At 69.3% G+C, this 22776-nt stretch carries 22 protein-coding genes; 18 read left to right on the forward strand and 4 right to left on the reverse strand.

Annotation, left to right across the window (positions count from 1 at the left end):
* The first annotated feature begins 45 nt into the window (after positions 1-45).
* The 3 genes from ACZ5IK_RS23105 (at position 46) to ACZ5IK_RS23115 (ending at position 5294) form a co-directional block, all read left to right on the forward strand.
* Entirely contained in the window at positions 46-1863 is a 1818-nt protein-coding gene (locus ACZ5IK_RS23105; RefSeq protein WP_465489531.1) for a proprotein convertase P-domain-containing protein, read from the forward strand.
* 139 nt (positions 1864-2002) lie between these two features.
* Positions 2003-2503: a peptidase inhibitor family I36 protein gene (locus tag ACZ5IK_RS23110; protein ID WP_465489532.1), complete on the forward strand. Its 501-nt coding sequence runs from the start codon at positions 2003-2005 to the stop codon at positions 2501-2503.
* 88 nt (positions 2504-2591) lie between these two features.
* Positions 2592-5294, forward strand: a complete 2703-nt coding sequence (locus ACZ5IK_RS23115) for an AfsR/SARP family transcriptional regulator (RefSeq protein ID WP_465489533.1) — start codon at positions 2592-2594, stop codon at positions 5292-5294.
* Positions 5295-5323: 29 nt separating this feature from the next.
* Here the strand turns inward: ACZ5IK_RS23115 and ACZ5IK_RS23120 are convergent, their stop codons facing one another.
* Positions 5324-6388 carry a DmpA family aminopeptidase gene (locus ACZ5IK_RS23120; protein WP_465489534.1) on the reverse strand — a complete coding sequence of 355 codons (1065 nt, stop codon included), beginning with the start codon at positions 6386-6388 and terminating at the stop codon, positions 5324-5326.
* A complete protein-coding gene (locus tag ACZ5IK_RS23125) occupies positions 6385-6996 on the reverse strand; it encodes a TetR/AcrR family transcriptional regulator (RefSeq protein ID WP_465489535.1) in 612 nt (203 codons plus the stop codon). The genes ACZ5IK_RS23120 and ACZ5IK_RS23125 overlap by 4 nt, the downstream gene beginning before the upstream one ends.
* Positions 6997-7138: 142 nt before the next feature.
* On the opposite strand from ACZ5IK_RS23125, the gene ACZ5IK_RS23130 reads away from it, so the two are divergent.
* Positions 7139-8530 carry an APC family permease gene (locus ACZ5IK_RS23130; RefSeq protein WP_465489536.1) on the forward strand — a complete coding sequence of 464 codons (1392 nt, stop codon included), beginning with the start codon at positions 7139-7141 and terminating at the stop codon, positions 8528-8530.
* Here the strand turns inward: ACZ5IK_RS23130 and ACZ5IK_RS23135 are convergent, their stop codons facing one another.
* Complete coding sequence (locus ACZ5IK_RS23135; protein WP_465489537.1) at positions 8531-9097, reverse strand: helix-turn-helix domain-containing protein; 567 nt, start codon at positions 9095-9097, stop codon at positions 8531-8533.
* A 68-nt stretch (positions 9098-9165) separates the two neighbouring features.
* Here ACZ5IK_RS23135 and ACZ5IK_RS23140 point away from each other — a divergent pair, with 68 nt between their 5' ends.
* The 5 genes from ACZ5IK_RS23140 to ACZ5IK_RS23160 all read left to right on the forward strand — a co-directional run bounded on the left by ACZ5IK_RS23140 (position 9166) and on the right by ACZ5IK_RS23160 (position 12280).
* Entirely contained in the window at positions 9166-9879 is a 714-nt protein-coding gene (locus ACZ5IK_RS23140; protein WP_465489538.1) for an AzlC family ABC transporter permease, read from the forward strand.
* The gene (locus ACZ5IK_RS23145; protein WP_465489539.1) at positions 9879-10199 is read left to right on the forward strand and encodes an AzlD domain-containing protein; all 321 of its coding nucleotides are present in this window, start codon (positions 9879-9881) and stop codon (positions 10197-10199) included. Before ACZ5IK_RS23140 ends, ACZ5IK_RS23145 begins: the two co-directional genes overlap by 1 nt.
* A 54-nt stretch (positions 10200-10253) precedes the next feature.
* The gene (gene pdxT, locus ACZ5IK_RS23150) at positions 10254-10883 is read left to right on the forward strand and encodes a pyridoxal 5'-phosphate synthase glutaminase subunit PdxT (RefSeq protein ID WP_465489540.1); all 630 of its coding nucleotides are present in this window, start codon (positions 10254-10256) and stop codon (positions 10881-10883) included.
* A gap of 49 nt (positions 10884-10932) precedes the next feature.
* Positions 10933-11682, forward strand: coding sequence for a YebC/PmpR family DNA-binding transcriptional regulator (locus ACZ5IK_RS23155; RefSeq protein ID WP_101607358.1), 750 nt, complete (start codon positions 10933-10935; stop codon positions 11680-11682).
* A gap of 67 nt (positions 11683-11749) precedes the next feature.
* Complete coding sequence (locus ACZ5IK_RS23160; RefSeq protein ID WP_465489541.1) at positions 11750-12280, forward strand: DUF4262 domain-containing protein; 531 nt, start codon at positions 11750-11752, stop codon at positions 12278-12280.
* 101 nt (positions 12281-12381) lie between these two features.
* On the opposite strand, the gene ACZ5IK_RS23165 is transcribed toward ACZ5IK_RS23160, so the two are convergent.
* Positions 12382-12828: a cupin domain-containing protein gene (locus ACZ5IK_RS23165; RefSeq protein ID WP_465489542.1), complete on the reverse strand. Its 447-nt coding sequence runs from the start codon at positions 12826-12828 to the stop codon at positions 12382-12384.
* An 88-nt stretch (positions 12829-12916) separates the two neighbouring features.
* On the opposite strand from ACZ5IK_RS23165, the gene ruvC reads away from it, so the two are divergent.
* The 9 genes from ruvC (at position 12917) to ACZ5IK_RS23210 (ending at position 22767) form a co-directional block, all read left to right on the forward strand.
* Complete coding sequence (gene ruvC, locus ACZ5IK_RS23170; RefSeq protein ID WP_465489543.1) at positions 12917-13516, forward strand: crossover junction endodeoxyribonuclease RuvC; 600 nt, start codon at positions 12917-12919, stop codon at positions 13514-13516.
* A complete protein-coding gene (ruvA, locus tag ACZ5IK_RS23175; protein ID WP_101607362.1) occupies positions 13513-14112 on the forward strand; it encodes a Holliday junction branch migration protein RuvA in 600 nt (199 codons plus the stop codon). The genes ruvC and ruvA overlap by 4 nt, the downstream gene beginning before the upstream one ends.
* 8 nt (positions 14113-14120) lie before the next feature.
* Entirely contained in the window at positions 14121-15197 is a 1077-nt protein-coding gene (gene ruvB / locus ACZ5IK_RS23180; RefSeq protein WP_465489544.1) for a Holliday junction branch migration DNA helicase RuvB, read from the forward strand.
* Positions 15198-15342: 145 nt separating this feature from the next.
* Positions 15343-15741, forward strand: coding sequence for a preprotein translocase subunit YajC (gene yajC, locus ACZ5IK_RS23185; protein WP_465489545.1), 399 nt, complete (start codon positions 15343-15345; stop codon positions 15739-15741).
* A 232-nt stretch (positions 15742-15973) separates the two neighbouring features.
* Complete coding sequence (secD, locus tag ACZ5IK_RS23190) at positions 15974-17668, forward strand: protein translocase subunit SecD (protein WP_465489546.1); 1695 nt, start codon at positions 15974-15976, stop codon at positions 17666-17668.
* Positions 17665-18870 carry a protein translocase subunit SecF gene (gene secF, locus ACZ5IK_RS23195; RefSeq protein ID WP_465489547.1) on the forward strand — a complete coding sequence of 402 codons (1206 nt, stop codon included), beginning with the start codon at positions 17665-17667 and terminating at the stop codon, positions 18868-18870. The genes secD and secF overlap by 4 nt, the downstream gene beginning before the upstream one ends.
* Positions 18871-18982: 112 nt before the next feature.
* Complete coding sequence (locus tag ACZ5IK_RS23200) at positions 18983-19501, forward strand: adenine phosphoribosyltransferase (protein WP_465489560.1); 519 nt, start codon at positions 18983-18985, stop codon at positions 19499-19501.
* A 79-nt stretch (positions 19502-19580) separates the two neighbouring features.
* Positions 19581-21920, forward strand: coding sequence for a RelA/SpoT family protein (locus tag ACZ5IK_RS23205; RefSeq protein WP_101613148.1), 2340 nt, complete (start codon positions 19581-19583; stop codon positions 21918-21920).
* Positions 21921-21987: 67 nt separating this feature from the next.
* Positions 21988-22767: an enoyl-CoA hydratase/isomerase family protein gene (locus ACZ5IK_RS23210; protein ID WP_465489548.1), complete on the forward strand. Its 780-nt coding sequence runs from the start codon at positions 21988-21990 to the stop codon at positions 22765-22767.
* Positions 22768-22776: the final 9 nt, after the last annotated feature.

The following is a 22776-nucleotide window of genomic DNA, read 5'->3' on the forward strand; positions in this document are numbered from 1 at the left end:
ATCCCCGGGGACCCCGCTCCTTCCGCCCGCCCCCAGGAGACAACCATGCGCACACCCGCTCTCGCCGCGCTCCTCAGCGCAGCCACCCTCGTCCTGACCGCGCTCCCCGCCACGGCCGTGCTCCCCGCGCCACCGCCCGGTTCCCCACCCGCCACGATGCTCGACGCGCTGTCCCGCGACCTCGGGATCAGCCATGAAGCAGCCGCTTCCCGCCTTCTCGCGCAGGACGCGGCCGAAGAGATCAACCGGGCGCTGCCCGCGTGGATCCGCGAACGGAGTCCCGGCTCGTGGCTCGACGAAGCGACCGGCAGGCTCCTGGTCGCCGTCACCGACGATCAGGCCGCCGACCGGATCGCGGCGTCGGGCGCCACACCGGTGAAGGTCACCCGCGACCGCGCGGAACTCAAGCGGCTCAGCGCGGAAGTCGCCCGTCTCGCCGCCGGGGGAGTGCCGGGCCTGACCGGCTGGGGCATCGATCCGGTCACCGACACCGTCACGGTGCGGATCACCGCCGCCGCACGCGACCGGAGCAGCGAAAAGTTCGGCAAGGACGTCGCCGGGCTCGGTGACGGGGTGCGCATCACCTACGTGGCCGAACGCCCACGACCGCAAGGCGGCGACGTGCGGCCCGGCGGCCGGTGGCTTCCCGGCGGCGAAGCCAACTGCTCGATCGGATTCCCGGCCACCGACAGCGGAGGCGGCAGGCATTTCCTGACCGCCGGGCACTGCACCAACGACGTGGATCAGCCTGCCTGGGGCAGCGACGGCCAGCAGAACAGGATCGGCACGTCCAACGTCGGCGGCACACACAGCGTCTTCGGCCGCGAAGGAGACATGGGACTCGTCGGCGTCACCGAGTCGTCATGGCGGCTCTCGTCCTCGGTGAACACCTACGGCGGCCCCGCGGTCGACGTCACCGGCGCCACCGAACCCATGGTCAACCAGGCCGTCTGCCACGCGGGCGTGACCGCCGGGTGGCAATGCGGCAAGGTCACCGCGGTCGACCAGACGGTCGTCTACACCGTGGCGACTCTCGAGGGAATCACCCACACCACCGCCTGCTCGCTCCCTGGTGACTCCGGAGGGGCCTGGCTCGCCGGCACCCGGGCCGTCGGGCTGCACTCCGGCGGCTACTCCTCCTGCTCGCCGGGAGGCGCCCGCGACCAATCCCTGTTCCAGCCGGTCGGCGAGGCGCTCGGCAAATGGGGACTGACCCTGCACACCGCGGGCGGATCCGGGGACGGCCAAGCGCCCACGGCCCCGGCGTCCCTCCGCGCGAGTGGCATCACCTCGAGCACGGCGACCCTCGAATGGAACGCCTCCACCGACAACGTGGGCGTGGCCGGATACCGGATCTACAACGGCACCGCACTCGCCGCGACCAGCACTACCACCAAGGCCACCGTCGGCGACCTCGCTCCCGCGTCGAGCTACACCTTCACTGCCAAAGCCGTCGACGCCGCCGGGAACCTCTCGACGGCGAGCGCGCCGGTCACCGTGAAGACCGGCGCCGACGACACCGGCCGCACCTTCACCACCACCGCGAACGCCCCGATCCGCGATTTCCAGACCACGGCCAGCAAGGTGACCTCCACCGCCTCGGGAACGACCCGCGATCCGGTCACCGTGAGCATCAACGCGAGTCACAGCTGCATCGAGGATCTCGACATCACCCTCACCGGCCCCTCCGGCCAGAACCACGTGCTTCACCGCTACGGCGGCTACACCTGCCATCCCCTGACCGGCACCACCACCTATCGCGTCCAAACCACCGAACGAGCGGCCGGGACCTGGACGCTGTCCGTCCATGACGGCGGCCCCGGCGACACCGGCACGCTCGAACGATGGTCTCTCGCACTCTGACCGACGGCGCGTGAACCAGGTGACCTGCGGCCCTAAGCGGCCGGACTGAGGTCCCTTTCCGGCTGCTTAGCCGTCGGACAGCGCATCGCGGGACCTTGATGCCGGCGTGCACGAGGCACGCCGGCATCAAGGAGGAGAAATGCGCACTCTTCGGTTCGTTTCCACGGTGTTGGGAGCCGCCGCCGTCGCGGCCCTGCTCGTCCCGTCACCTGCCTCGGCCGCTTCGGACGGGTCGGCGACGCTGAAGGCCGCCGGTGTCGACGCGGCGAAGCTCGCTCCGGGCTGGAAGGTCGCCGGGGACGAGGTCGTCTGGAACGGCGGTGAAATCACGCTGTCGCTTTCGGCCAAGGCGCCCGGGGATTGCGCCGCGAACTACGTGTGCCTGTGGCAAGACCGTGATTTCGTCGGCAGGCGGCTGCAGTTCCAGTCGGCGGGCCTGAAGAATCTCGTCGATTACGGATTCAACGACCAGATGTCGTCCTGGTACAACCGGCGTGGGGTCGACGCCCGGTGGTACTACAACATCGGCGGCGGGACCAGCCGCTGCATGCAGGCCGGTGCCCGGTCGTCGTACGTGGGCAGTGGCGACAACGACGAGGCGACCTCGCTCAGGATCTACACTTCTGCCAGCGCCTGCTGAGTGCCTTTTCCTTCGAATGCCGGACGCCTCCCTCGGATATTTCTGACACCCTCGGTCTGGGGTGTTTCGAATAACGGGGGAGAAAAAGGTGAAGGAAATAGCATATTTCTATCGTTTGTTCGGTGAACCCGCGGCCGAGTGGCAGGGCACGGATCTGCCACTCGGTCCGCCGCAGGCACGCCGGGTCTTCGCGCTCCTGCTGATCGAGGCGGGCCGTCCGGTGTCCCGCGACAGGATCGTCGACGAGCTTTGGGGTGAAAATCCGCCGATTTCGGCGAAAGTTCAGGTCCAAGGGCTGATATCGGGCCTCCGCCGGGCTTTGCGTTCACCCAGGGGTGGTGGGCCGATCCTGACCAGGGGAGCGGCGTACCTGCTCGACGCGCGGCCGGAGGAGACCGACACCGGCCGGTTCACCTGCCTCGCCGCCCAGGGCCGCGAGCTCCTCGCGCGTGACTGCCATCGCGAGGCGGCCCAGCGGTTCCGGGACGCGCTCGAACTGTGGCGCGGGCCGGTGCTCGCCGGGATCCCGGCCGCGGCCGAGGTCGTCGCGCGCTGGGAGGAGGAACGTCTTGCGGCGCTGGAGGGCCGGGCCGAGGCCGAACTCGAGCTCGGTGAGCACGATCGGCTGATCCCCGAACTCCGTGACGTGCTCGCCGAGGCGCCGTTCCGCGAGCGGGTCTGCGGGCAGCTGATGACCGCGCTCGCCCACGCCGGCCGGGTGGCCGAGGCGCTCGACGTCTACACCGGATGGCGCCGCAGGCTCGTCGACGAGCTCGGTGTCGAGCCGTCACCGGCGATCCGCGCGCTGCACTGCGAAATCCTGCGTGCCGGCCAGGGCGAGGCGGCGCGTGAACATCCTGCGTACCAGGAGCCCGCCGTGCCCTGCCAGCTGCCGCCGGGGATCCCGGACTTCGTCGGGCGGGACGAGCTCATCGCGGACCTGCTCGCGGAACTGCGCCAGGACGACGGCCGCGACACCCCGCCGGTCCTGTTGCTGACCGGCGCGGGCGGGATCGGGAAGTCCTCGCTGGCGATCAAGCTCGCGCACCGGGTCGCGGACGACCACCCGGACGGGAGGCTGTTCGCGGCCCTGCGCGGGACCACGTCCGAGCCGAGGTCACCGGAGGCCGTACTCGCCGGATTCCTGCGAGCGTTCGGTGTTCCCACCGAGGTGATCCCCGGCGACATCGACGAAAGCGCCTGCCTGTTCCGCAGCCTGGTCCACGGGCGCCGTGTCCTGCTCGTCCTCGACGACGCCGCCGGTGAGGCCCAGCTGCGGCCGTTGCTGCCCGCCGGCCGTGGCTGCGCGGTGCTCGTCACGAGCCGGTTCGTCCTGGCCGGGCTCGAACTCGGCCGCCAGGTCCCGCTCGACGTCATGCCGCCCTGCGACGCGAAGGCCCTGCTCGCGAAGCTCACCGAGATCGACGAAGATCCCGTTGCCGCTCAACGGGTTCTCGACCACTGCGACGGTCTTCCGCTGGCCTTGCGGATCGTCGGCAGCCGGATCGGCGACCACTCGGGCTGGCGGCTCGCCGACGCCGCGGGCGAGCTCTCCGTCGAACGGCGACGGCTGGATTGGCTGTGTGCAGGGGATCTCGCCGTTCGCGGCAGTCTGTCTCTCGGCTACCGGCAGCTCGCGCCGGATCGGCAGCGGCTGTTCCGCCGCCTGGGTTTGTTGCCCCCGGCCGATTTTCCCGCCTGGGCGGCCGCGCTGGCCGACAACGGCGAGCCCGAGACCGCGGCCCGCGCGCTCGAAGACCTGCGGCACCGGCACATGGTCCAGCCTGTGGCCCGGGAGACCGGCGTGCCCCGCTATCGCGTGCACGACCTCCTGCGCGCGTACGCGGTCGAGGAGGTCGCGGCCGAGCCGGAACGGGCCCGCGCGGACGCGACCGAACGGGTGCTCGGCGGATGGCTCTGGCTCGCGGAGAAGGCCGCGGATCGGTTGTCCCGCAGCGTGTTGCGGCCCGAGCCGGGTGACGCGGCCAGGACCTCGCTCGACGAAAGGCTAGTGACCGAACCGCTCCCGTGGTTCCAGAGTGAACTTCCCGCGCTGGAGGCCGCCGTCTCACACGCGGCGGACGCCGGGCTCGGGGAACTCGCCTGGGAACTCGCGGTCGTGACGGCGTCCTACTTCGACCACAGTGGACTGTACGCGGAATGGTCCCGGTGCCACCGGTGCGCGCTCGAGGCGGCGAGGGCGTCGGGCTGCGCACGCGGGGAAGCCGCGCTGTTGCGCGGAATCGGCCAGATCCACCTGTACCGGGACGACTTCCGGGAAGCGGGCGAGGCGTTCACCGAGTCGCGCCGGATCAGTGAACGGATCGGCGACCCGGCGGGGCGGGCAAGGGCGCTGACCGGCCTCTGCGTTCTCGCCCGCTCGGCCGGACGGCACGAGAAAGCGCGCGTGACCGCGAGGCGGGCGTTGGCCCTCTTCAGCGAGATCGGTGACGTCCTCGGCATGGCGCACGCCCACACGTCGCATGCTGTCGCGAGCGCCGAGCTCGGCCTGCTCGACGAGGCCGAAGCGGAACTGGACAAGGCCGCGCGGCTCTGCGCCGAACTGGGCGACCCGCATCGCATGGCGCTCGTCCTGCGCAGGCGGGGGCAACTGCATCTGCGGCGCCAGGACCGGCGGAGCGCGATGTCGTGCCTGCGCCGCGCACTCGAACTGCTCGACTCGCTTTCCGACGAGATCTGCGCCTCGCGGGTCCGGCTCGATCTGGGGCGGGCCCGCGCGATGGCGGGGGACCGGCGGGCCCTCGGGAAGGTGCTGATCGGCACCCCGTAAACCCTGTAGCGGCCCGCCGGTCCCGGGGCTCAGCCGCGCCAGCGCGCCGTCGGCAGCGCGGGGACCCGGTGACCCCGATGGCCGGTCATCTCCTCGTTCGCGAACAGGGCGTTGAGCACCGCCTCTTCGGTCGCCTGCACCACGGCTTCGAAGAACGGGTCGAGCCTGCCCCACGGAACGAACCGGAGGTTCTCGTACTCGGCCTCCTCCGTCCGCGGGAACCGGCTGGTGAGCGCGCCCGGGTTCGCCGTGCTGAACGCGAGGAAGAGGTCGCCGGAGAAATGCGAGCCGGTGGTGCCGGTGCGGGCGAGCCCGAGCGGGACCCGGCGCGCGAGCGAGGTGCACTGGCCGGGCAGCAGGGGAGCGTCGGTCCCCACGATCACGATGACCGAGCCCGCCCCCGGCGGCGCCGTCCAGGCCTCCTCCAGCGGGTTGTCCGCGCTCAGTTCGAGCCCGACCCGCTCACCGGCGACGGTGAGTTCGCGGCGTGAGCCGAAGTTGGCCTGTACCAGCACACCCACGGTGTACTCGTCGTCTCCATAGGACACGACACGGGAGGACGTTCCGGTGCCGCCCTTGAAGCCGTAACAGGTCATCCCGGTGCCACCGCCGACGGAACCCTCGCTGACGGGACCGGCCGCCGCGGCGTCGATGGCGGCGATGGCGTGTCCGTTGTGGATGGTCGGTGCGGTGCTGTCGTTCAGGTAGCCGTCCCAGGTTTCGGCGACCACCGGCAGCAGCCATTCGGCGGCCACGTCGGGCCGTTCCCGCACCACCCAGTCGATCACGCCGCGGTGGCAAGCGCCGACGGCGTGGGTGGAGGTGATGAGTACCGGAAGGGTCAGCGACCCGGTCTCGGCCAGCCAGGCGGTACCGGTCATCTCGCCGTTGCCGTTGAGGGCGTACGTCCCGGCCGCGCAGGGCACGGCGAAGTCCTCGTGCCCACGCGGCAGGACGGCGGTGACGCCGGTGCGCACCGATTCGCCTTCGACGAGTGTCGTGAAGCCGATTTCGACGCCGGGGACGTCGGTGAGCGCGTTGTGCTCGCCGGTCCGGCCGGGCAGGGGGACACCCAGATCGCGGGCGCGGGTCATGAACGGTCCTCCAGGGGATTCGTGGTGGCGGTGCGGGCGTAGGACAGCAACATGGCTTCGGCGGTCGCGGTTTCGAGCGTCGGCACGGCCTGGGTGAGGTGCAGGCCGTAGCCGTCCTCCAGGGCGACCAGGTTCCGTGCGATGGCCACCGCGTCCGCGGTCAGGGTGAACTCGCCGGTGGCCGCGCCCGCTTCGAGGATGCCGGTGTAGATCCGCACCTGCTGCTCGTAGAGCGTGATGTGCCGGGCGGCGTACACGGGATCGCGGCGGGCGATGGTGCCGAGCTCGTAGAGCAGCACGCAGAGTTCGTCGCCGGGGCCGGTGGGCAGGCCGCTGCGGATCATCGACAGCAGCCGCTCGACCGGGCCGGTCTTCGCGCTCGCCGCACGCTCCCTCTCCGAGCAGAACCGCGCCACCGCTTCGCGCTGCACCTCTTGGAGCAGGTCGGTGAGGGTGGGGAAGTAGTACAGGACCGAACCCGACGACAGGCCCGCGCCCTCGGCGATGTCCCGCAGCCGCAGGTTCAGCACGCCGCGTTCGAGGACGGCCCGTCTGGCCACCTCGATCAGTTCGGCCCGTCGTTCCGGTGCCTTGCTCGGTCTCGCCATGCCCTCATTCTTTGAACCTTCTTCAAAAAACGCAAGCCCTGAGCCGGATCAGGTCTTGACGTCACACGGTGAAGGGCCTTTGATGCGTGCTCAACAGTTCTTCGAAGGAGTTTCAAGGAACCCACCTTGTAGGAGGTCGGCCGTGTCCACTCCCGCCCTGCGCCGCGGTCTGCGCACCCTCGGCACGCTGCTCATCACGCTCTCCGCGATCAGCCCCGCCTCGTCCGTCTTCATCATCGCGCCGGGGGTGATCTCCGGCGCCGGTACGGGTGCCTTCTACAGCTTCGTGGCCGCCGCGGTCGTCGGCGTGTTCATGGCCTTCGTCTACGCCGAACTCGCGTCCGCCTTCCCGCTGGCGGGCGGGGAGTACGCGATCGTCACCCGCACGCTCGGCCGCTTGCCAGGGTTCGCGGTACTGGGCCTGATGATCATCACGCAGGTGCTCATCGTGGCGGTGATCGCGCTCGGCGTCGGCACCTATCTCGGCGTGCTCCTGCCCGGCGTGCCCGGTCCGGTGATCGCCGCCGTGACCTGCGTGGTCGCGGCCGTCGTCGGGGTGTTCGACATCAAGCTCAACGCCTGGGTGACCGGCGTCTTCCTCGCCATCGAGATCCTCGCGCTGATCGTGGTCAGCGCGCTCGGGCTGTTCGACCCGGCGCGGTCGTTCAGTGAGCTGCTTGCGCATCCGGTCGCCTCCGACGGGAGCCCGGCGACGGTCGGCGCCATCGCGATCGCCATGTCGATCGCGATCTTCGCCTACAACGGCTACGGCTCGGCGGTGTACTTCGGTGAGGAGACGCAGGACGCCTCACGCGGGATCGCCCGCGCGATCCTGCTCGCGCTCGGCATCACGGTGCTGGCCGAACTGATCCCGGTGACCGCGGTCCTGCTCGGCGCGCCCGACCTGAACGCGCTGTTCGCCTCGGAGAACATGCTGTCCTACTTCATCGACTCGCGTGGCGGCGGAACGCTCGACACCGTGCTCGGCCTGGCCGTCGCGCTCGCGATCGTCAACGCGGTGCTGGCGATCGTGCTGATCAGCTCGCGGATGCTGTTCAGCAGCGGCCGCGACCGGGCGTGGCCGTCGCCGGTCAACCGCGCGCTGTCCGCGGTGCACCCGAAGTTCGGGACGCCGTGGGTGGCCACCGTCGGCACCGGCCTGGTCGCCGCGCTGCTGTGCTTCGTCGACCCGAAACTGCTGCTCGTGGTGACGAGCACGTCGATCGTGGCGGTCTACGCGGCACTGTGTCTCGGCGCGATCGTCGGCCGTCGCACCGGGGCGACGGCGCACGCCAAATACCGGATGCCGTGGTTCCCGGTCGCGCCGGTGCTGGCGCTGGCCGTCCTGGTGTTCGTGGTCTACCAGAACCTGCTCGACCCGGCGGTCGGACGGCCGAGCCTGATCGTCACGGCCTGCGTCGCCCTGCTGTCGATCGGGTACTACCTCCTGGTGCTGCGGCGGAAGGGCGGCTGGAAACTCGCGGACGTCACCGAAGAGAAGATCGCCGACGAGAAGGCGGAAGAGTCCGCTTGATCAGGTGTACTCCGCGATCTCCACGCCGTACGTGCCCGGCTCGAGCGCCTCGAAGATGTGCGGGATGTCGCCGGGGTAGCAGATGTAGTCGCCGGGCAGCAGTTCGACCGGTTCGTCCAGCGGTCCGACCTTGGCACGGCCGGCGCTGAGGATCATGTGCTCGACGATACCGCTCATGTGCGGATCCGAAAGCCTCGGCTTCCCGGGCTCGGCGCGAATCAGGTAGACGTCGCGCCGGGCTCCGGGCGGACAGGAACTGAGCAGCGTGCACGCGTAGTCGGCGTGTTCGGCGAACACCGTCGGCCCGCTGCCCGAGCGGATGACCTGCACGCGGGGGCGCTCGGGCTCGACCACCCGGGAGAACGGGACGTCGAGCGCGACGCACAGCGCCCAGATCGTCTCGACGCTCGGGTTCCCGGCGCCGGACTCCAGCTGGGAGAGCGTGGACTTCGCGATGCCGGCGCGTTTGGCGACCTCGGTGAGGGACAGCCCGGTGCGGGCGCGTTCCCGGCGCAGTGAGGTGGCGATGACGTCCAGTGGTGCGCCGTCGGACGCGGTCGGGGACATGCGTTCGCTCCATCGGTCGTTTTGTTCGCCTTGACGAACACGGGTGCGTTCGTTCATTGTATGACGCTATGCGTTCGATATGGCGAACAACCACTCGTGTCCTGGGGCGCGATCTTCTCCGTGGCATCGGGCTGGTCTGCCTCGCCGACACCATCGTCGGCATCTCCTACGGCGCGATCGCGGTCGGCTCCGGCTTCCCGATCTGGGCGCCGATGCTGCTTTCGGTACTGGTCTTCGCCGGTGCCTCGCAGTTCATGTTCGTCGGCATCATCGCCGCGGGCGGCAGCCCGTTCGCGGCCGTCGCGGCGGGCCTGCTCGCCAACGCGCGGCACCTGCCGTTCGGCTTCGCGATCGGCGACGTCCTGGGGAAGCGGTGGTCGTCGAGGATCGTCGGCAGCCATCTGATGATCGACGAATCGGTCGCGTTCGCGCTGGCCCAGCGTGACGAAGAGCGGCGCCGGGCGGCGTACTGGGTGTGCGGGATCGGGCTGTTCGTCTGCTGGAACGTCGGCGTCCTCGCCGGGGCGTACGCCGGGACCGCGATCAGCGACACCGACGCCTTCGGTCTCGACGCGGCCTTCCCCGCGGTCCTGCTCGCGCTGGTCCTGCCGTCGCTGAAGGACCGCGCGACCCGCCTGCCGGTGTTCCTCGGCGTGGCCATCGCGCTGGCCACGACGCCGTTCCTGCCCGCCGGGCTGCCCGTGCTGCTCGCACTGGTCGGCGTGCTGGCCGGAGTGGCCGCGAAGGAACCCGCCGAACGTGAACCCGAGGGAGTGCACTGATGGACCCGATGGACCTGATCATCGCGGGCGGCGTGCTCGCCGTCGGGACATTCGCCTTCCGGTTCGCCGGACCGGTGCTGAAGGCGCGGTTCACCGTGTCGCCCAAGGCCGAGAAGCTGATGGCGCGTTCGGCCGTCGTGCTGCTGGCCGCGCTGGTCGCGGTCGCCGCGCTCACCGAGGGACACGAGTTCGCCGGATTCGCCCGGCCCGCGGGCGTCCTCGTCGGCGGCGTGCTCGCCTGGCGCAAGGCGCCGTTCGCGCTGGTCGTCGTCGCGGCCGCCGCGACCGCCGCCCTGCTGCGGCTGGCCGGGGTCCCCTGACCTGGCCGTTCCCCGGAGCGCCTAAGCTGTCGGGAACGTCTTTCGGGAGGTCGGGTGGCGATCGCGACGGGGGCACGGCCGGTGGTCGGCGTGCTCGCACTGCAGGGTGACGTGCGGGAGCACGCCGCGATGGTGGAACGCGCCGGTGCCCGTGCGCTGCCGGTCCGCCGCGCGAGTGAACTGTCCGAAGTGGACGGTCTGGTGCTGCCGGGCGGCGAGTCGACGACCATGTCGAGGCTGCTCGAGAGCTTCGAACTGCTCGAACCGCTGCAGGAACGCATCGCGGACGGACTGCCCGCGTTCGGCTCGTGCGCCGGCATGATCCTGCTGGCCCGCCAGGCCCTCGACGGGCGGCCTGACCAGCGGCAACTCGGCGGACTCGACGTCGTCGTCCGGCGCAACGCGTTCGGGCGGCAGGTGGACTCGTTCGAAGCCGACCTCGACTTCACCGGTATCGAAGGCGGTCCGGTGCACGCTGTGTTCATCCGCGCCCCGTGGGTCGAAAAGGCGGGCGACGGGGTCGAGGTACTCGCCAGTGTCCCCGAAATGCCGGGGTCGGACGACGCGGCCGCTAGGATCGTCGCGGTCCGGCAGGGGGCGGTTCTCGCCACGTCGTTCCACCCCGAACTCACCGGGGACGAGCGCGTGCACAGGCTGTTCGTCGACCTCGTGCGGCAGGCTTAGTAAACCGACACTGTGCTCAGCGGCGGGCACAGGAGTAGATGGAGGAGAGATGAGCGGCCACTCCAAGTGGGCCACCACGAAGCACAAGAAGGCCAACCTGGACGCGAAGCGCGGCAAGCTCTTCGCCCGGTTGATCAAGAACATCGAGGTGGCGGGACGGACCGGCGGTGGCGACCCGGATGGCAACCCGACGCTCTACGACGCCATCCAGAAGGCCAAGAAGAACTCGGTCCCGCAGGACAACATCGAGCGCGCGCGCAAACGCGGCGCCGGTGAAGAAGCGGGTGGCGCAGACTGGCAGACCATCACCTACGAAGGCTACGGCCCGAACGGTGTGGCCGTGCTGATCGAATGCCTCACCGACAACAAGAACCGCGCCGCCATGGAGGTCCGGACCGCGCTCACCCGGAACAACGGCTCGCTCGCCGACCCGGGTTCGGTCTCCTACATGTTCAACCGCAAGGGCGTCGTGATCATGCCCAAGGGTGACGCCGCCGAGGACGACGTCCTCATGGCCGTGCTCGACGCGGGCGCCGAAGAGGTCAACGACCTCGACGAGAACTTCGAGATCGTCTCCGAGGCGACCGACCTCGTCCCGGTCCGGAAAGCCTTGCAGGAGGCCGGTTTCGAGTACGAGTCCGCGGATCTCACGTTCCTGCCGTCGGTCAGCGTCCCGCTGGACGTCGACGGTGCGAAGAAGGTCTTCAAGCTCATCGATGCCCTCGAAGATTGCGACGACGTGCAGAACGTTTACGCGAACTTCGACGTGTCGGACGAGGTCATGGCCGAGGTCGGCTGATCGTTTTTCCCGCCATGCCGCGGAAAAATCGTCCCGGGACTAGGTGCGGACGCGGACGTGGGGCAGAATGTCGCCCGTGACGACCTTCGAAGCCGACGCCCTCACCGCCGAAGAAACCGAACTCGTCCAGTGGATCGAGTCGCAGGCGCAGGCGAGAGGGAACGCGGTCATCGCGGTCGAAGGCGACGAGAACGACGCGAACTTCTGCTTCACCGCGTGCGCGTGGGCGCTGCACAGCGTCGCGGAAGCGGTCGTGATCGGACTGCCCGAGCACATGGGGCCGGTCCTGCTCGACGCCTACGTCGACCGCGCGGCCGCCGGCGAGATCTTCGAGGTCGGCAAGTGTTATGACGATTTCTTCGAGGGCGCGCCGGTGGTCTTCGAGCGGGTCGCGAAGGGGCACTATCCCGAGTACTTCGGGAGCGCGTTCCTGATCTACCCGGACGGGGACTTCCCGGCGCTGCAGCTGATCGTCGCCACGCCGGACGGGCAGTTCCCCTGGCATCCGGACGCGCCGGAGGGGTTCGACCGGTACCAGCCGGTGCTGACCGAATCCGGTGACCCGGAGAGCTGGACGCCGGGCGTCGACGGTCCCTGAGGTCTCTCGCGTCGGGTCGCCGTGGAGCCTGTGTCATGAAAGGGGCTTTCAGGACGTTTTTCGTCCTGAAAGCCCCTTTCATGACATCCGGGTACGCGTGCTCACCCCAGCCAGGGCGCCAGGTCCTCCGCCGCCCCAGGCCACTCCGCGGCCAAAGCCGCCGCGGAACGGAACTCCACGCAGTCGTCCGTATAGGGCGGCACCACCACCGTCCCGGCCAGGCTCCACTCGCCTGTGCTCACCGACGCCTGCCACACCCCGGCGGGCACCGCGACCTGCGGACGCTGACCGGCCGCGACGTCCGGCCCGAGCACCGGCCGCGAGATCCGCCCGTCCGGGAACAGCAACAGCATCCGCATCGGGGCACCCGCGTGGTGGGCGTAGATCTCCAGCCGGTCCAGCCGGTGCGGAGCCGAGGTCTCCGGCGAAACGAGCAGGTAGTAGATCGCGGAAGCGGTCTCGTCGCGCCAGCTCTGCGCCCAGCGGCCGCCTTCCACGGGAAGCGGCTGGAGATCCAGATGGGCGGCGAAGTCGTCGAAGCTCGGCATGTCCTCATCTTGCCTGGAGGCAGCTCCGGGTAGCCTCGGGACCTCGAACTGATGTTCGCCAGGGAAGCCGGAGCAGCGGAGGAAAAGCGTGCGGGTACTCGGGGTCGACCCCGGTCTGACCAGGTGCGGGCTCGGGGTGGTCGACGGCGGCACGGGCCGCACCGTCCGCGCCGTGGCCGTCGACGTCGTGCGGACCCCGCCCGACGCGGATCTCGCCGTGCGCCTGCTGGGGATCTCCGACGCCGCCGAGCAGTGGATGGATCGCTACAAGCCCGAGGCGGTCGCGGTGGAGCGCGTCTTCGCGCAGCACAACGTGCGCACCGCGATGGGTACCGCACAGGCGGGCGGCGTCGTCGCGCTCGCCGCGGCCAAACGCGGGCTGCCGGTCGTGTTCCATACGCCGAGTGAAGTCAAAGCGGCCGTCACCGGCTCCGGCCGCGCGGACAAGGCCCAGGTCACCGGTATGGTCATGCGGCTGCTCGGCCTCGAGGTCAAACCGCATCCGGCGGACGCCGCGGACGCGCTCGCGCTCGCCATCTGCCATCTGTGGCGCGAACCGATGCGGGTCCGGCTCGCCGAAGCCGAGGCCAGAGCGGCCGAGATCGCCAAGAACCACAAGGCCAGGCTCGCCGCCGCGGCACAGCGCGCCAAAAAACACGAAGCCAAAACGCAGGGAGCGGCTCGATGATCTCCTCGGTACGCGGAGAAATCCTCTCCATCGGCCTGGACCACGTCGTGATCGAGGTCGGGGGAGTCGGCTTCGCCGTCCAGGCCACACCCGCCACTCTCGCGACGCTTCGCCGCGGCGAGCAGGCGATGCTGCACACCGCGCTCGTGGTCCGCGAGGATTCCTTGACGCTGTTCGGTTTCGCCGACGCCGACGCCCGCGGACTGTTCGGCCTGCTGCAGACGGTCTCCGGGATCGGCCCGCGGCTCGCACTGGCGACGCTGGCCGTCCTCGACCCCGACAAGCTGCGGTCCGCGCTGGTCGAAGGCAACATCACCGTGCTCACCCAGGTGCCCGGCATCGGCCGCAAGGGCGCCGAGCGGCTCACGCTCGAACTGCGTGACAAGGTCACCGCGCTCGCGGGCCCGACCGACGGCTCGCCGGTGGTCACCGCGCCCGGCGTGCTGCGGGGCGAGGTCGTCGAGGCGCTCGCGGGTCTCGGCTTCCCGGCCAAGCAGGCCGAACAGGCCGTCGACAAGGTGCTCAGCGAGGGCGAGGGCCACACGACGTCCTCCGTGCTGCGCGCCGCGTTGGCCACCCTCGGGCGTAAGCGGTAGCTCGCCACATGGACTATGAGGCCGTGACGGATTTCGAGGCCGACGACGAGACGCTTTCGGCGCTGCCACAGACCGGCGAAGGCGAGGTCGAGACCACTCTTCGCCCACGTAAACTCGACGAGTTCATCGGTCAGCCACGAGTCCGTGAGCAGCTCGAACTCGTCCTGGAGAGCGCACGCCGCAGGGGTGTCCCGCCGGACCATGTCTTGTTCTCCGGCCCGCCCGGACTGGGCAAGACGAGTATGGCGATGATCGTCGCCGCCGAACTCAACGCCGCCATCCGGATCACTTCGGGGCCGGCACTGGAACGCGCGGGGGACCTCGCCGCGATGCTGTCCAACCTGGCGCCCGGCGATGTCCTGTTCATCGATGAGATCCACCGGATCGCCCGGCCCGCCGAGGAAATGCTGTACCTCGCGATGGAGGACTTCCGCGTCGACGTCGTCGTCGGCAAGGGACCCGGCGCCACCAGCATCCCGCTGGAGATCGCGCCGTTCACGTTGGTCGGAGCCACGACACGGTCCGGCTCGCTGACCGGTCCGCTGCGCGACCGGTTCGGTTTCACCGGCCAGATGGAGTTCTACACCGACAGCGAACTCGACCTCGTCGTGCGCAGGGCCGCCACGATTCTGGAGATCGAGATCGACCGCGACGGTTCCGCGGAGATCGCCCGCCGGTCCCGCGGCACACCCCGGATCGCGAACCGGCTGCTGCGCCGGGTACGCGACTACGCCGAGGTTCGCGCTGACGGGCACGCCACCCGCAAGGTCGTGCGCGCCGCGCTGGAGGTCTACGACGTCGACGAAATGGGCTTCGACCGGCTCGACCGCGCGGTGCTGACGGCGCTGGTCCGGTCCTTCGGCGGCGGCCCGGTCGGCGTGTCCACGCTGGCCGTCGCGGTGGGGGAAGAACCGACCACCGTCGAAGAGGTGTGTGAGCCTTACCTGGTCCGCGCCGGTATGCTCGCCCGCACTCCTCGCGGCCGGGTCGCCACAGCGGCCGCTTGGGAACACCTCGGCCTGCCGGCTCCGGCCGGTGCCACACGTGGTGAGCAGGGTGGCCCGAACCTGTTCGACCAGGAATGACCGGGCCGCTCACGTGGTCCGGGGCCCGTGGTGACGACGGGTGGTGGTGGAGTTTCCGCTGGCACCTGGCACACTCGGGTAGAGCACACCCCGCCAAATCGGACAAAACAGCGCACCGCGCGGCGTCCGCTCGAAATGGAGAATCATGAACCAGTTATTGCTGCCGCTGCTCCTGATGCTCGTTGTGGCGATTCCGCTCGTCATGGGCACCCGTAAGCAGAAGAAGGCGGCGGCAAAGCAGCAGGAGCTGCTCTCGAGCCTTGCTCCCGGTGACCGGGTGATGACCACCTCCGGTCTCTACGCGTCCGTCGCCGACGCCTCCGCCGACACCACGATCGATCTCGAGATCGCTCCCGGTGTCGTGACCACCTGGCTCCGCCAGGCCGTCCGCGAGAAGATCGAGCCGGTCGTCGAGACCGACGACGAGACGATCGACGACGAGGCCGTCGTCGAGGAGCCTGCCATCGAGTCGAAGGACGACGAGCGCGTCGAAGAGAAGTCGGGCGCGCAGATCGCTCCTCCGCTGGAGCACGGCAAGAAGTAGCTCTTGTAAGGCCATCCCCGACACCAGACTTTCGTAGGTGCGGGGGCAACGCCGGGCTCACGCAGCACCGAGTAGTGTCTCGGTGCTGCGTGCGTGTCCGTCGTCATAGTCGTGCCCGTTCACCGGGCATCGTCATCGAGGCAGGTTCGCGGTACCACCGGACTCCCGTCCGGTGAGTGAACAGCCAAGTCCATTGGGGAAAACCCAGTCCGTCCGAGGAGACCGAAGCACAGTGGCCGCACCGGCCGGGCATCTCCGCCCGGGACGCTATCTCGCCTTCTTCGCCCTGATCGTGGTGGCGCTGTACGCCCTGGTGTTCTTCACCGGTAGCGGCAAGCCGACGCCGAAACTCGGCATCGATCTGCAAGGCGGCACGAGGGTCACCCTGTCCGCCCGAAATCCCGACGGCGGCGACCCTCCGCGAGAGTCCCTCGAACAGGCCCGCTCGATCATCGAGCGCCGGGTCAACGGTATCGGCGTCGGTGGCACCGAGGTCGTCCTCGACGGCAGCAACGTCGTCATCACCGTCCCCGGCGAGCAGGGCGACCAGGCCAAGAGCCTGGGCAAGACCGCGAAGCTGGGTTTCCGGAAGGTCGTGACCTCGCAGCCGGTGACCCCGGTTCCGCAGCCGTCGGCCCCGCCGCAGTCTTCGGCCCCGCCCGCGTCTTCGGGCGCCCCGTCCGCGAGCGCTCCGCCGAGCAGCCCGGCCAACGGCGGCGGTGGTTCCGCCGGAGCGCCGCAGCAGCAGCCAGGCGGCGACACCGACGAGCAGACCAAGAAGGAGATCGAGGAGGCCCGGAGCCTCCGGCAGAACCCCGATCTGCTTTCGACGGACCAGGCGAAGCAGGCCGCGGCCGCCGAGAAGGCATTCGCGGCCCTCAACTGCGACCCCAAGGTGTCGGACCCGCTGGTCGGCAACGACCTCACCGACAAGCCGCTGGTCGCCTGCGGTGACAAGAACACCGCGAAGTACCTGCTGGAGCCGGAGTTCCTCCCCGGAACCGAGATCTCCGACGCTTCCTCGGGCTACGACACCCAGAACTCCCAGTGGGTCGTCAACCTGAACTTCAAGAGCGACGGTTCCCGGATCTGGGGCGACTTCACCTCGAAGAACACCCAGAAGCAGGCGGCGTTCGTCCTCGACACGCAGGTCGTCTCCGCGCCGACCATCCAGTCCGCGATCCTGGGCGGCCAGACCCAGATCACCGGCCGGTTCAGTCAGGTCGAGGCGAAGGACCTGGCGGACGTGCTGAAGTACGGCTCGCTGCCGCTGTCGTTCGAGTCCTCGGACGCGACGACGGTGTCCGCGACGCTGGGTCTCGCGTCGCTGCAGGCGGGCCTGATCGCCGGCGGTATCGGCCTGCTGATCGTCTTCATCTACTGCTTGTTCTATTACCGCCTGCTCGGTGTGCTGACGATCTTGTCCCTCGTCCTGGCGTTCTCGCTCGTCTACGCGGTGTTGGTGTTGCTGGGGCGGTGGATCGGGTACACCCTCGACCTCGCCGGCGTGGCCGGTTTGATCATCGCGATCGGTATCACCGCGGACTCCTTCGTCATTTACTTCGAACGATTAAAGGACGAGATCCGCGAAGGCAGGACATTCCGCTCCGCGGTGCCGCGAGGCTGGTCCCGTGCCCAGCGCACGATCCTGGCGTCGGACGCGGTCAGCTTCCTCGCCGCGGCCATCCTGTACTGGCTGGCCGTCGGTGACGTGAAGGGCTTCGCGTTCACGCTCGGCATGTCGACGGTGCTCGACCTCGTCGTGGTCTACCTCGTGACGCATCCGCTGGTCGCGATGGTGTCCCGGTCGAAGTCGAAGTTCCTGTCCAACCCGAAGAACCTCGGCCTCGGTGCCGTCCAGCAGGTGGGCTCGGAGCGCAAGGCGGCCCGTCCGGCCGCCGGCCGCCCGAACGTCAAGGAGGCGTGACCGTGGTCGACGACAACACCACCACCGCGGGCAAGCGCGAGAGCATCTTCCGTCGCCTCTACGTGGGCACGGGCGCGTTCGACGTGGTCGGCAAGCGCAAGCGCTGGTACATCTTCTTCGGCGCGCTGGTACTGGTCTGCATCGCGTCGATGGGGATCAAGGGGTTCAACTTCGGGATCGACTTCGAAGGCGGCACCCAGATCCAGATGCCCGCCAACGGCAAGAACGGGCAGATCAGCGAGCAACAGGCGAAGGACGTCTTCGCCGAGGCACTCGGCCGTCCGGCCGACGAGGCGCAGAAGGTCGGCAGCGGCGTCTCGTCGACCATCCAGCTCCGTTCGGACACCCTGGACGCGGCCGAGGTCTCCAAGATCAAGCAGGCGCTGTTCCGGGACCTGGGTCCGATCGGCACCAACGGTCAGCCGAGCGTCCAGGCCATCAGTGACAGCGCGGTGAGCGCGTCCTGGGGCGGGGAGATCTCGCGTCAGGCGCTGATCGCGCTCGGGGTGTTCCTCCTGGCGGTCACGCTGTTCCTGGCGTTGTACTTCGACACCAGGATGGCCGCCGCGGCGCTGATCTCGCTCCTGCACGACATCGTGGTGACGGCGGGTGTGTACTCGCTGATCGGCTTCGAGGTCACGCCGGCGACGGTGATCGGTCTGTTGACGATCCTCGGGTTCTCGCTCTATGACACGGTGGTGGTGTTCGACAAGGTCCGCGAGAACACGCGCGGCCTGCTCGGGCTCACCCGCCGTACCTTCGGCGAGGCGGCCAACCTGGCGCTGAACCAGACGCTGATGCGGTCGTTCAACACCGCGCTGATCGCGATGCTGCCGATCCTCGGCCTGCTCGTGGTCGGGTACATCCTGCTCGGCTCCGGCACGCTGCAGGACCTCGCGCTGGTGCAGCTCACCGGCACCATCGTCGGCGTGCTGTCGTCGGTCGCGCTGGCCACCCCGCTGCTGGTCGACCTCAAGATGCGCGATCCGAAGTTCCGCCAGCAGGCCGAGCGGGTCGCCTCGCGGCGCGCGAACCAGGCCCGCAAGGCCGCCGATCGCGACGACGACTTCGACCCGACCGACGAGGACGCGCTGTCCACCGAACTCCGCAAGGAGAAGGCGTACGCCGCCGCGGCGAGCGTCCCGGCGCGGAACCAGAAGGCGGCCCACAAGGGCCGTCCGCAGGGCAAGCGCAAGAGGTAACCGCTCGCTCCAAGCATGTAATGAACGGGACTTTCATTGCAAAATTTGCAATGAAAGTCCCGTTCATTGCGTTCGGCGACCCCACACGTACGACATGAGAGCAGGGAAGTACATGGAGCTGGACAAGGCACTCGACCTGATCGCCGACGTGCCGGACTTCCCGGAACCCGGCGTGTTGTTCCGGGACCTGAGTCCGATGTTCGCCGACGCCGCCGGGTTCAAGGTCGTCACCGACGCGCTCGCCGCCACCGTCGATCCCGAGGCCGAGCTGCTGGCGGGCGTGGAAGCGCGCGGGTTCCTGCTGGCCGCGGCCGTCGGCTACGCCCGCGGTCTCGGCGTCGCGGTGATCCGCAAGCCCGGCAAGCTGCCCCGCGTCGCGGGCCGGGTCGATTACACGCTGGAGTACGGCACCGCGACGGTCGAACTTCCCGAAGGTGTCGTCGAGCCTGGTCAGCGTGTCGCGATCCTCGACGACGTGCTCGCCACCGGAGGCACGGTCGCGGCGACCTGCAAACTGCTGGAAGACGCGAAGGCGCAGGTCACCGGGGTTTCGGTGGTCATGGAACTCGGCGCGCTCGGTGGTCGTTCCGTGCTTGAAGGGCATCGCGTGGAGGCCCTCCGGGTGTGTTGAGCAGGCGCACCCAGTGTGCCGCGAGGGGGAGCGGTTACCCTTGACGTCCGAAGGCCGCACGAAGCTGCAGGAGGTGCGGGTGAGCCAAGAGCTCGATGCCGCGGTGTCCTCGAAGGACGGCACCGAGCAGAACGGTGCGGCGCGACAGGGGGCAGCGCCGACGCCATCCGCCACGCGCCGCGTCCGCGCCCGCCTCGCCCGCCGCATCACCGCACAGCGCGCCGCGCCGGTCAAACAGGTCCTCGAGCCGCTCGCCGTCATCCACCGTGAGCTGCACCCGAACGCCGATCTCGCGCTACTGCAGCGCGCCTACGACGTCGCCGAAGAGCTCCACCGTGAGCAGCGGCGCAAGTCCGGCGACCCGTACATCACGCATCCGCTCGCCGTCGCGACCATCCTCGCCGAACTCGGCATGGACACCACGACGCTGGTCGCGGCGCTGCTGCACGACACCGTCGAGGACACCGGATACTCGCTGGAGAGCCTCAAGGCCGACTTCGGCGAGAAGGTCGGCGAGCTGGTCGACGGCGTCACCAAGCTGGACAAGGTCAAGCTCGGCACGGCCGCCGAGGCCGAGACCATCCGCAAGATGGTCATCGCGATGGCGCGGGACCCGCGCGTGCTGGTCATCAAGCTGTCCGACCGGCTGCACAACATGCGCACGATGCGCTTCCTGCCGCCGGAGAAGCAGGCCCGCAAGGCCCGCGAGACCCTGGAAGTCCTGGCCCCGCTCGCGCACCGGCTCGGCATGGCGACGGTCAAATGGGAGCTGGAGGACCTGGCCTTCGCCATCCTGCAGCCGAAGAAGTACGACGAGATCGTCCGCCTGGTCGCCGATCGCGCGCCCTCACGGGACACGTACCTGCGGTCCGTGATCACCGAGCTGACCGGCAACCTCGAAGGCTCGCGGATCACCGCCAAGGTCGAGGGACGGCCGAAGCACTACTACTCGATCCACCAGAAGATGATCGTGCGCGGGCGCGACCTCGACGACATCCACGACCTGGTCGGCGTACGGATCCTGGTCGAGGACGTCCGCGACTGCTACGCCGCGATGGGTGTCGTCCACGCGTTGTGGCAGCCGGTCCCCGGCCGGTTCAAGGACTACATCGCGCAGCCGCGTTTCGGCGTCTACCAGTCGTTGCACACCACGGTGATCGGCCCGGACGGCAAGCCGCTCGAAGTGCAGATCCGTACCTACGAGATGCACCGCACCGCCGAGTACGGCATCGCCGCGCACTGGCGGTACAAGGAGACCAAGGGCACCCACAGCAGCAACGGGGCCAACTCGGTGGACGTCGACGAGATGGCGTGGATGCGCCAGCTCCTCGACTGGCAGCGTGAGGCCGCCGACCCGGGTGACTTCCTCGAATCACTGCGCTACGAACTCGCTTCGCGCGAGATCTTCGTGTTCACGCCCAAGGGCGACGTGATCACGCTGCCGGTCGAGTCGACGCCGGTCGACTTCGCCTACGCCGTGCACACCGAGGTCGGCCACCGCTGCATCGGCGCCCGCGTCAACGGCAGGCTGGTCGCACTCGAGCGCAAGCTCGAGAACGGCGAGGTCATCGAGATCTTCACCTCGAAGGCCGAGACGGCCGGGCCGAGCCGCGACTGGCTCCAGTTCGCCGGTTCGCCCAAGGCGCGCGCGAAGATCCGGCAGTGGTTCGCCAAGGAACGCCGCGACGAGGCGATCGAAGGCGGCAAGGAGGCCATCACCAAGGAGGTCCGCAAGGTCGGCCTCCCGATCCAGCGGCTGGTCTCCGCCGAGTCGATGGGCGCCGTCGCCACCGAACTGCGGCACCCCGACATCAGCTCGCTGTACGCGGCCGTCGGCGAAGGCCACACCAGCGCGAAGCACGTCGTGCAACGGCTGGTCGCGCTCATCGGCGGCGTCGACGAGGCAGAAGAGGAACTCGCCGAGCGCGCGACCCCGTCCACGGTCACCCGCCGCCGCGGCTCGAACGACGTCGGTGTCGTGGTGAAGGGCGCCGGCGACGTCTGGGCCAAACTCGCCCGCTGCTGCACACCGGTGCCGGGCGACGAGATCCTCGGGTTCGTCACCCGCGGCGGTGGTGTCAGCGTGCACCGGACCGACTGCACCAACGCCGACGATTTGACCGCGCAGCCCGAGCGCCTGGTCGAAGTCCAATGGGCACCGTCGGCGTCGTCGGTCTTCCTCGTCGCGATCCAGGTCGAGGCGCTGGATCGGCACCGCCTGCTCTCCGACGTCACCAAGGTGCTCGCGGACGAGAAGGTCAACATCCTGTCCGCGTCGGTGACCACATCTCGTGACAGGGTCGCGGTCAGCCGGTTCTCCTTCGAGATGGGCGACCCGAAGCACCTCGGCCACGTGCTGAAGGTGGTCCGAGGTGTCGAGGGCGTCTACGACGTCTATCGGGTGACTTCCGCTTCCTAACCGGTTCCGCGGGGGCTTGCCCACATCCGGGTGGTTCAGGGGGAGGCGCGCACTTAGGGTGCGGAACATGACTGACGGGTTCGAATTCACTCGCGACGGCGAGGTCGCGCGGCTGACGTTCACCAGGCCGGAGAAGATGAACGCGATCACCTACGGGATGTGGTCGGCGATCCCGGACGTGGTGGCGCGGGTGGAGGCGGACCCGGCGATCAAGGTGCTCGTGCTGACCGGCGCGGGCGCGCATTTCTCGGCGGGCGCCGACATCAGCGAGTTCCGGGACCTGCGGTCCACCGCCGACGCGGCCGAGACCTACGACAAGGCCGTCGATGAGGCCGTGGCGGCGCTGACGGCGTCACGGAAGCCGACGGTGGCGATGATCCAGGGGAACTGCATCGGCGGCGGTTGCCAGATTTCGGTTGCCTGCGACTTCCGCTTCGCCGCGGAGGGCTCGCGCTTCGGGATCACGCCGGCGAAGCTCGGCATCGTCTACCACTTCGACTCGACCCGGCGTTTGGTCTCGCTGGTCGGCCCGGCGCACGCCAAGTACTTCCTGCTCTCGGGCGAGCTCGTCGATGCGCGGCGGGCCAGGGAGATCGGGCTGCTCAACGACGTCTTCCCGGCTGACGAGCTGGAGACTTCGACGGCGGAGTTCGTCGAGACGCTCGCTTCGCGATCGCAGGCATCGGTGCGCGGGATGAACCGGATCATCGAGAAGATCGTGGCCGGTCAAGAGGAATCCGACGCCGAGGTCGACGAGATCCGGCTCGGCGCCCTGCACGGTGAGGACTACGCCGAGGGCGTGGCCGCTTTCCTCGCGCGCCGGCCGCCGAAGTTCACCTACCGCTGACGTCGAAGG

This window comes from Amycolatopsis sp. NPDC031561, assembly GCF_055580625.1.

Excerpts from the sequence above, each read along its gene's own strand:
- ACZ5IK_RS23105 (WP_465489531.1), top strand. The coding sequence starts at position 46 with ATGCGCACACCCGCTCTCGCCGCGCTCCTCAGCGCAGCCACCCTCGTC.
- ACZ5IK_RS23110 (WP_465489532.1), top strand. The coding sequence starts at position 2,003 with ATGCGCACTCTTCGGTTCGTTTCCACGGTGTTGGGAGCCGCCGCCGTC.
- ACZ5IK_RS23120 (WP_465489534.1), bottom strand. The coding sequence starts at position 6,388 with ATGACCCGCGCCCGCGATCTGGGTGTCCCCCTGCCCGGCCGGACCGGC.
- ACZ5IK_RS23125 (WP_465489535.1), bottom strand. The coding sequence starts at position 6,996 with ATGGCGAGACCGAGCAAGGCACCGGAACGACGGGCCGAACTGATCGAG.
- ACZ5IK_RS23135 (WP_465489537.1), bottom strand. The coding sequence starts at position 9,097 with ATGTCCCCGACCGCGTCCGACGGCGCACCACTGGACGTCATCGCCACC.
- ACZ5IK_RS23140 (WP_465489538.1), top strand. The coding sequence starts at position 9,166 with ATGCGTTCGATATGGCGAACAACCACTCGTGTCCTGGGGCGCGATCTT.
- ACZ5IK_RS23145 (WP_465489539.1), top strand. The coding sequence starts at position 9,879 with ATGGACCCGATGGACCTGATCATCGCGGGCGGCGTGCTCGCCGTCGGG.
- ACZ5IK_RS23155 (WP_101607358.1), top strand. The coding sequence starts at position 10,933 with ATGAGCGGCCACTCCAAGTGGGCCACCACGAAGCACAAGAAGGCCAAC.
- ACZ5IK_RS23160 (WP_465489541.1), top strand. The coding sequence starts at position 11,750 with ATGTCGCCCGTGACGACCTTCGAAGCCGACGCCCTCACCGCCGAAGAA.
- ACZ5IK_RS23165 (WP_465489542.1), bottom strand. The coding sequence starts at position 12,828 with ATGCCGAGCTTCGACGACTTCGCCGCCCATCTGGATCTCCAGCCGCTT.
- ruvA (WP_101607362.1), top strand. The coding sequence starts at position 13,513 with ATGATCTCCTCGGTACGCGGAGAAATCCTCTCCATCGGCCTGGACCAC.
- ruvB (WP_465489544.1), top strand. The coding sequence starts at position 14,121 with ATGGACTATGAGGCCGTGACGGATTTCGAGGCCGACGACGAGACGCTT.
- yajC (WP_465489545.1), top strand. The coding sequence starts at position 15,343 with ATGAACCAGTTATTGCTGCCGCTGCTCCTGATGCTCGTTGTGGCGATT.
- ACZ5IK_RS23200 (WP_465489560.1), top strand. The coding sequence starts at position 18,983 with ATGGAGCTGGACAAGGCACTCGACCTGATCGCCGACGTGCCGGACTTC.
- ACZ5IK_RS23210 (WP_465489548.1), top strand. The coding sequence starts at position 21,988 with ATGACTGACGGGTTCGAATTCACTCGCGACGGCGAGGTCGCGCGGCTG.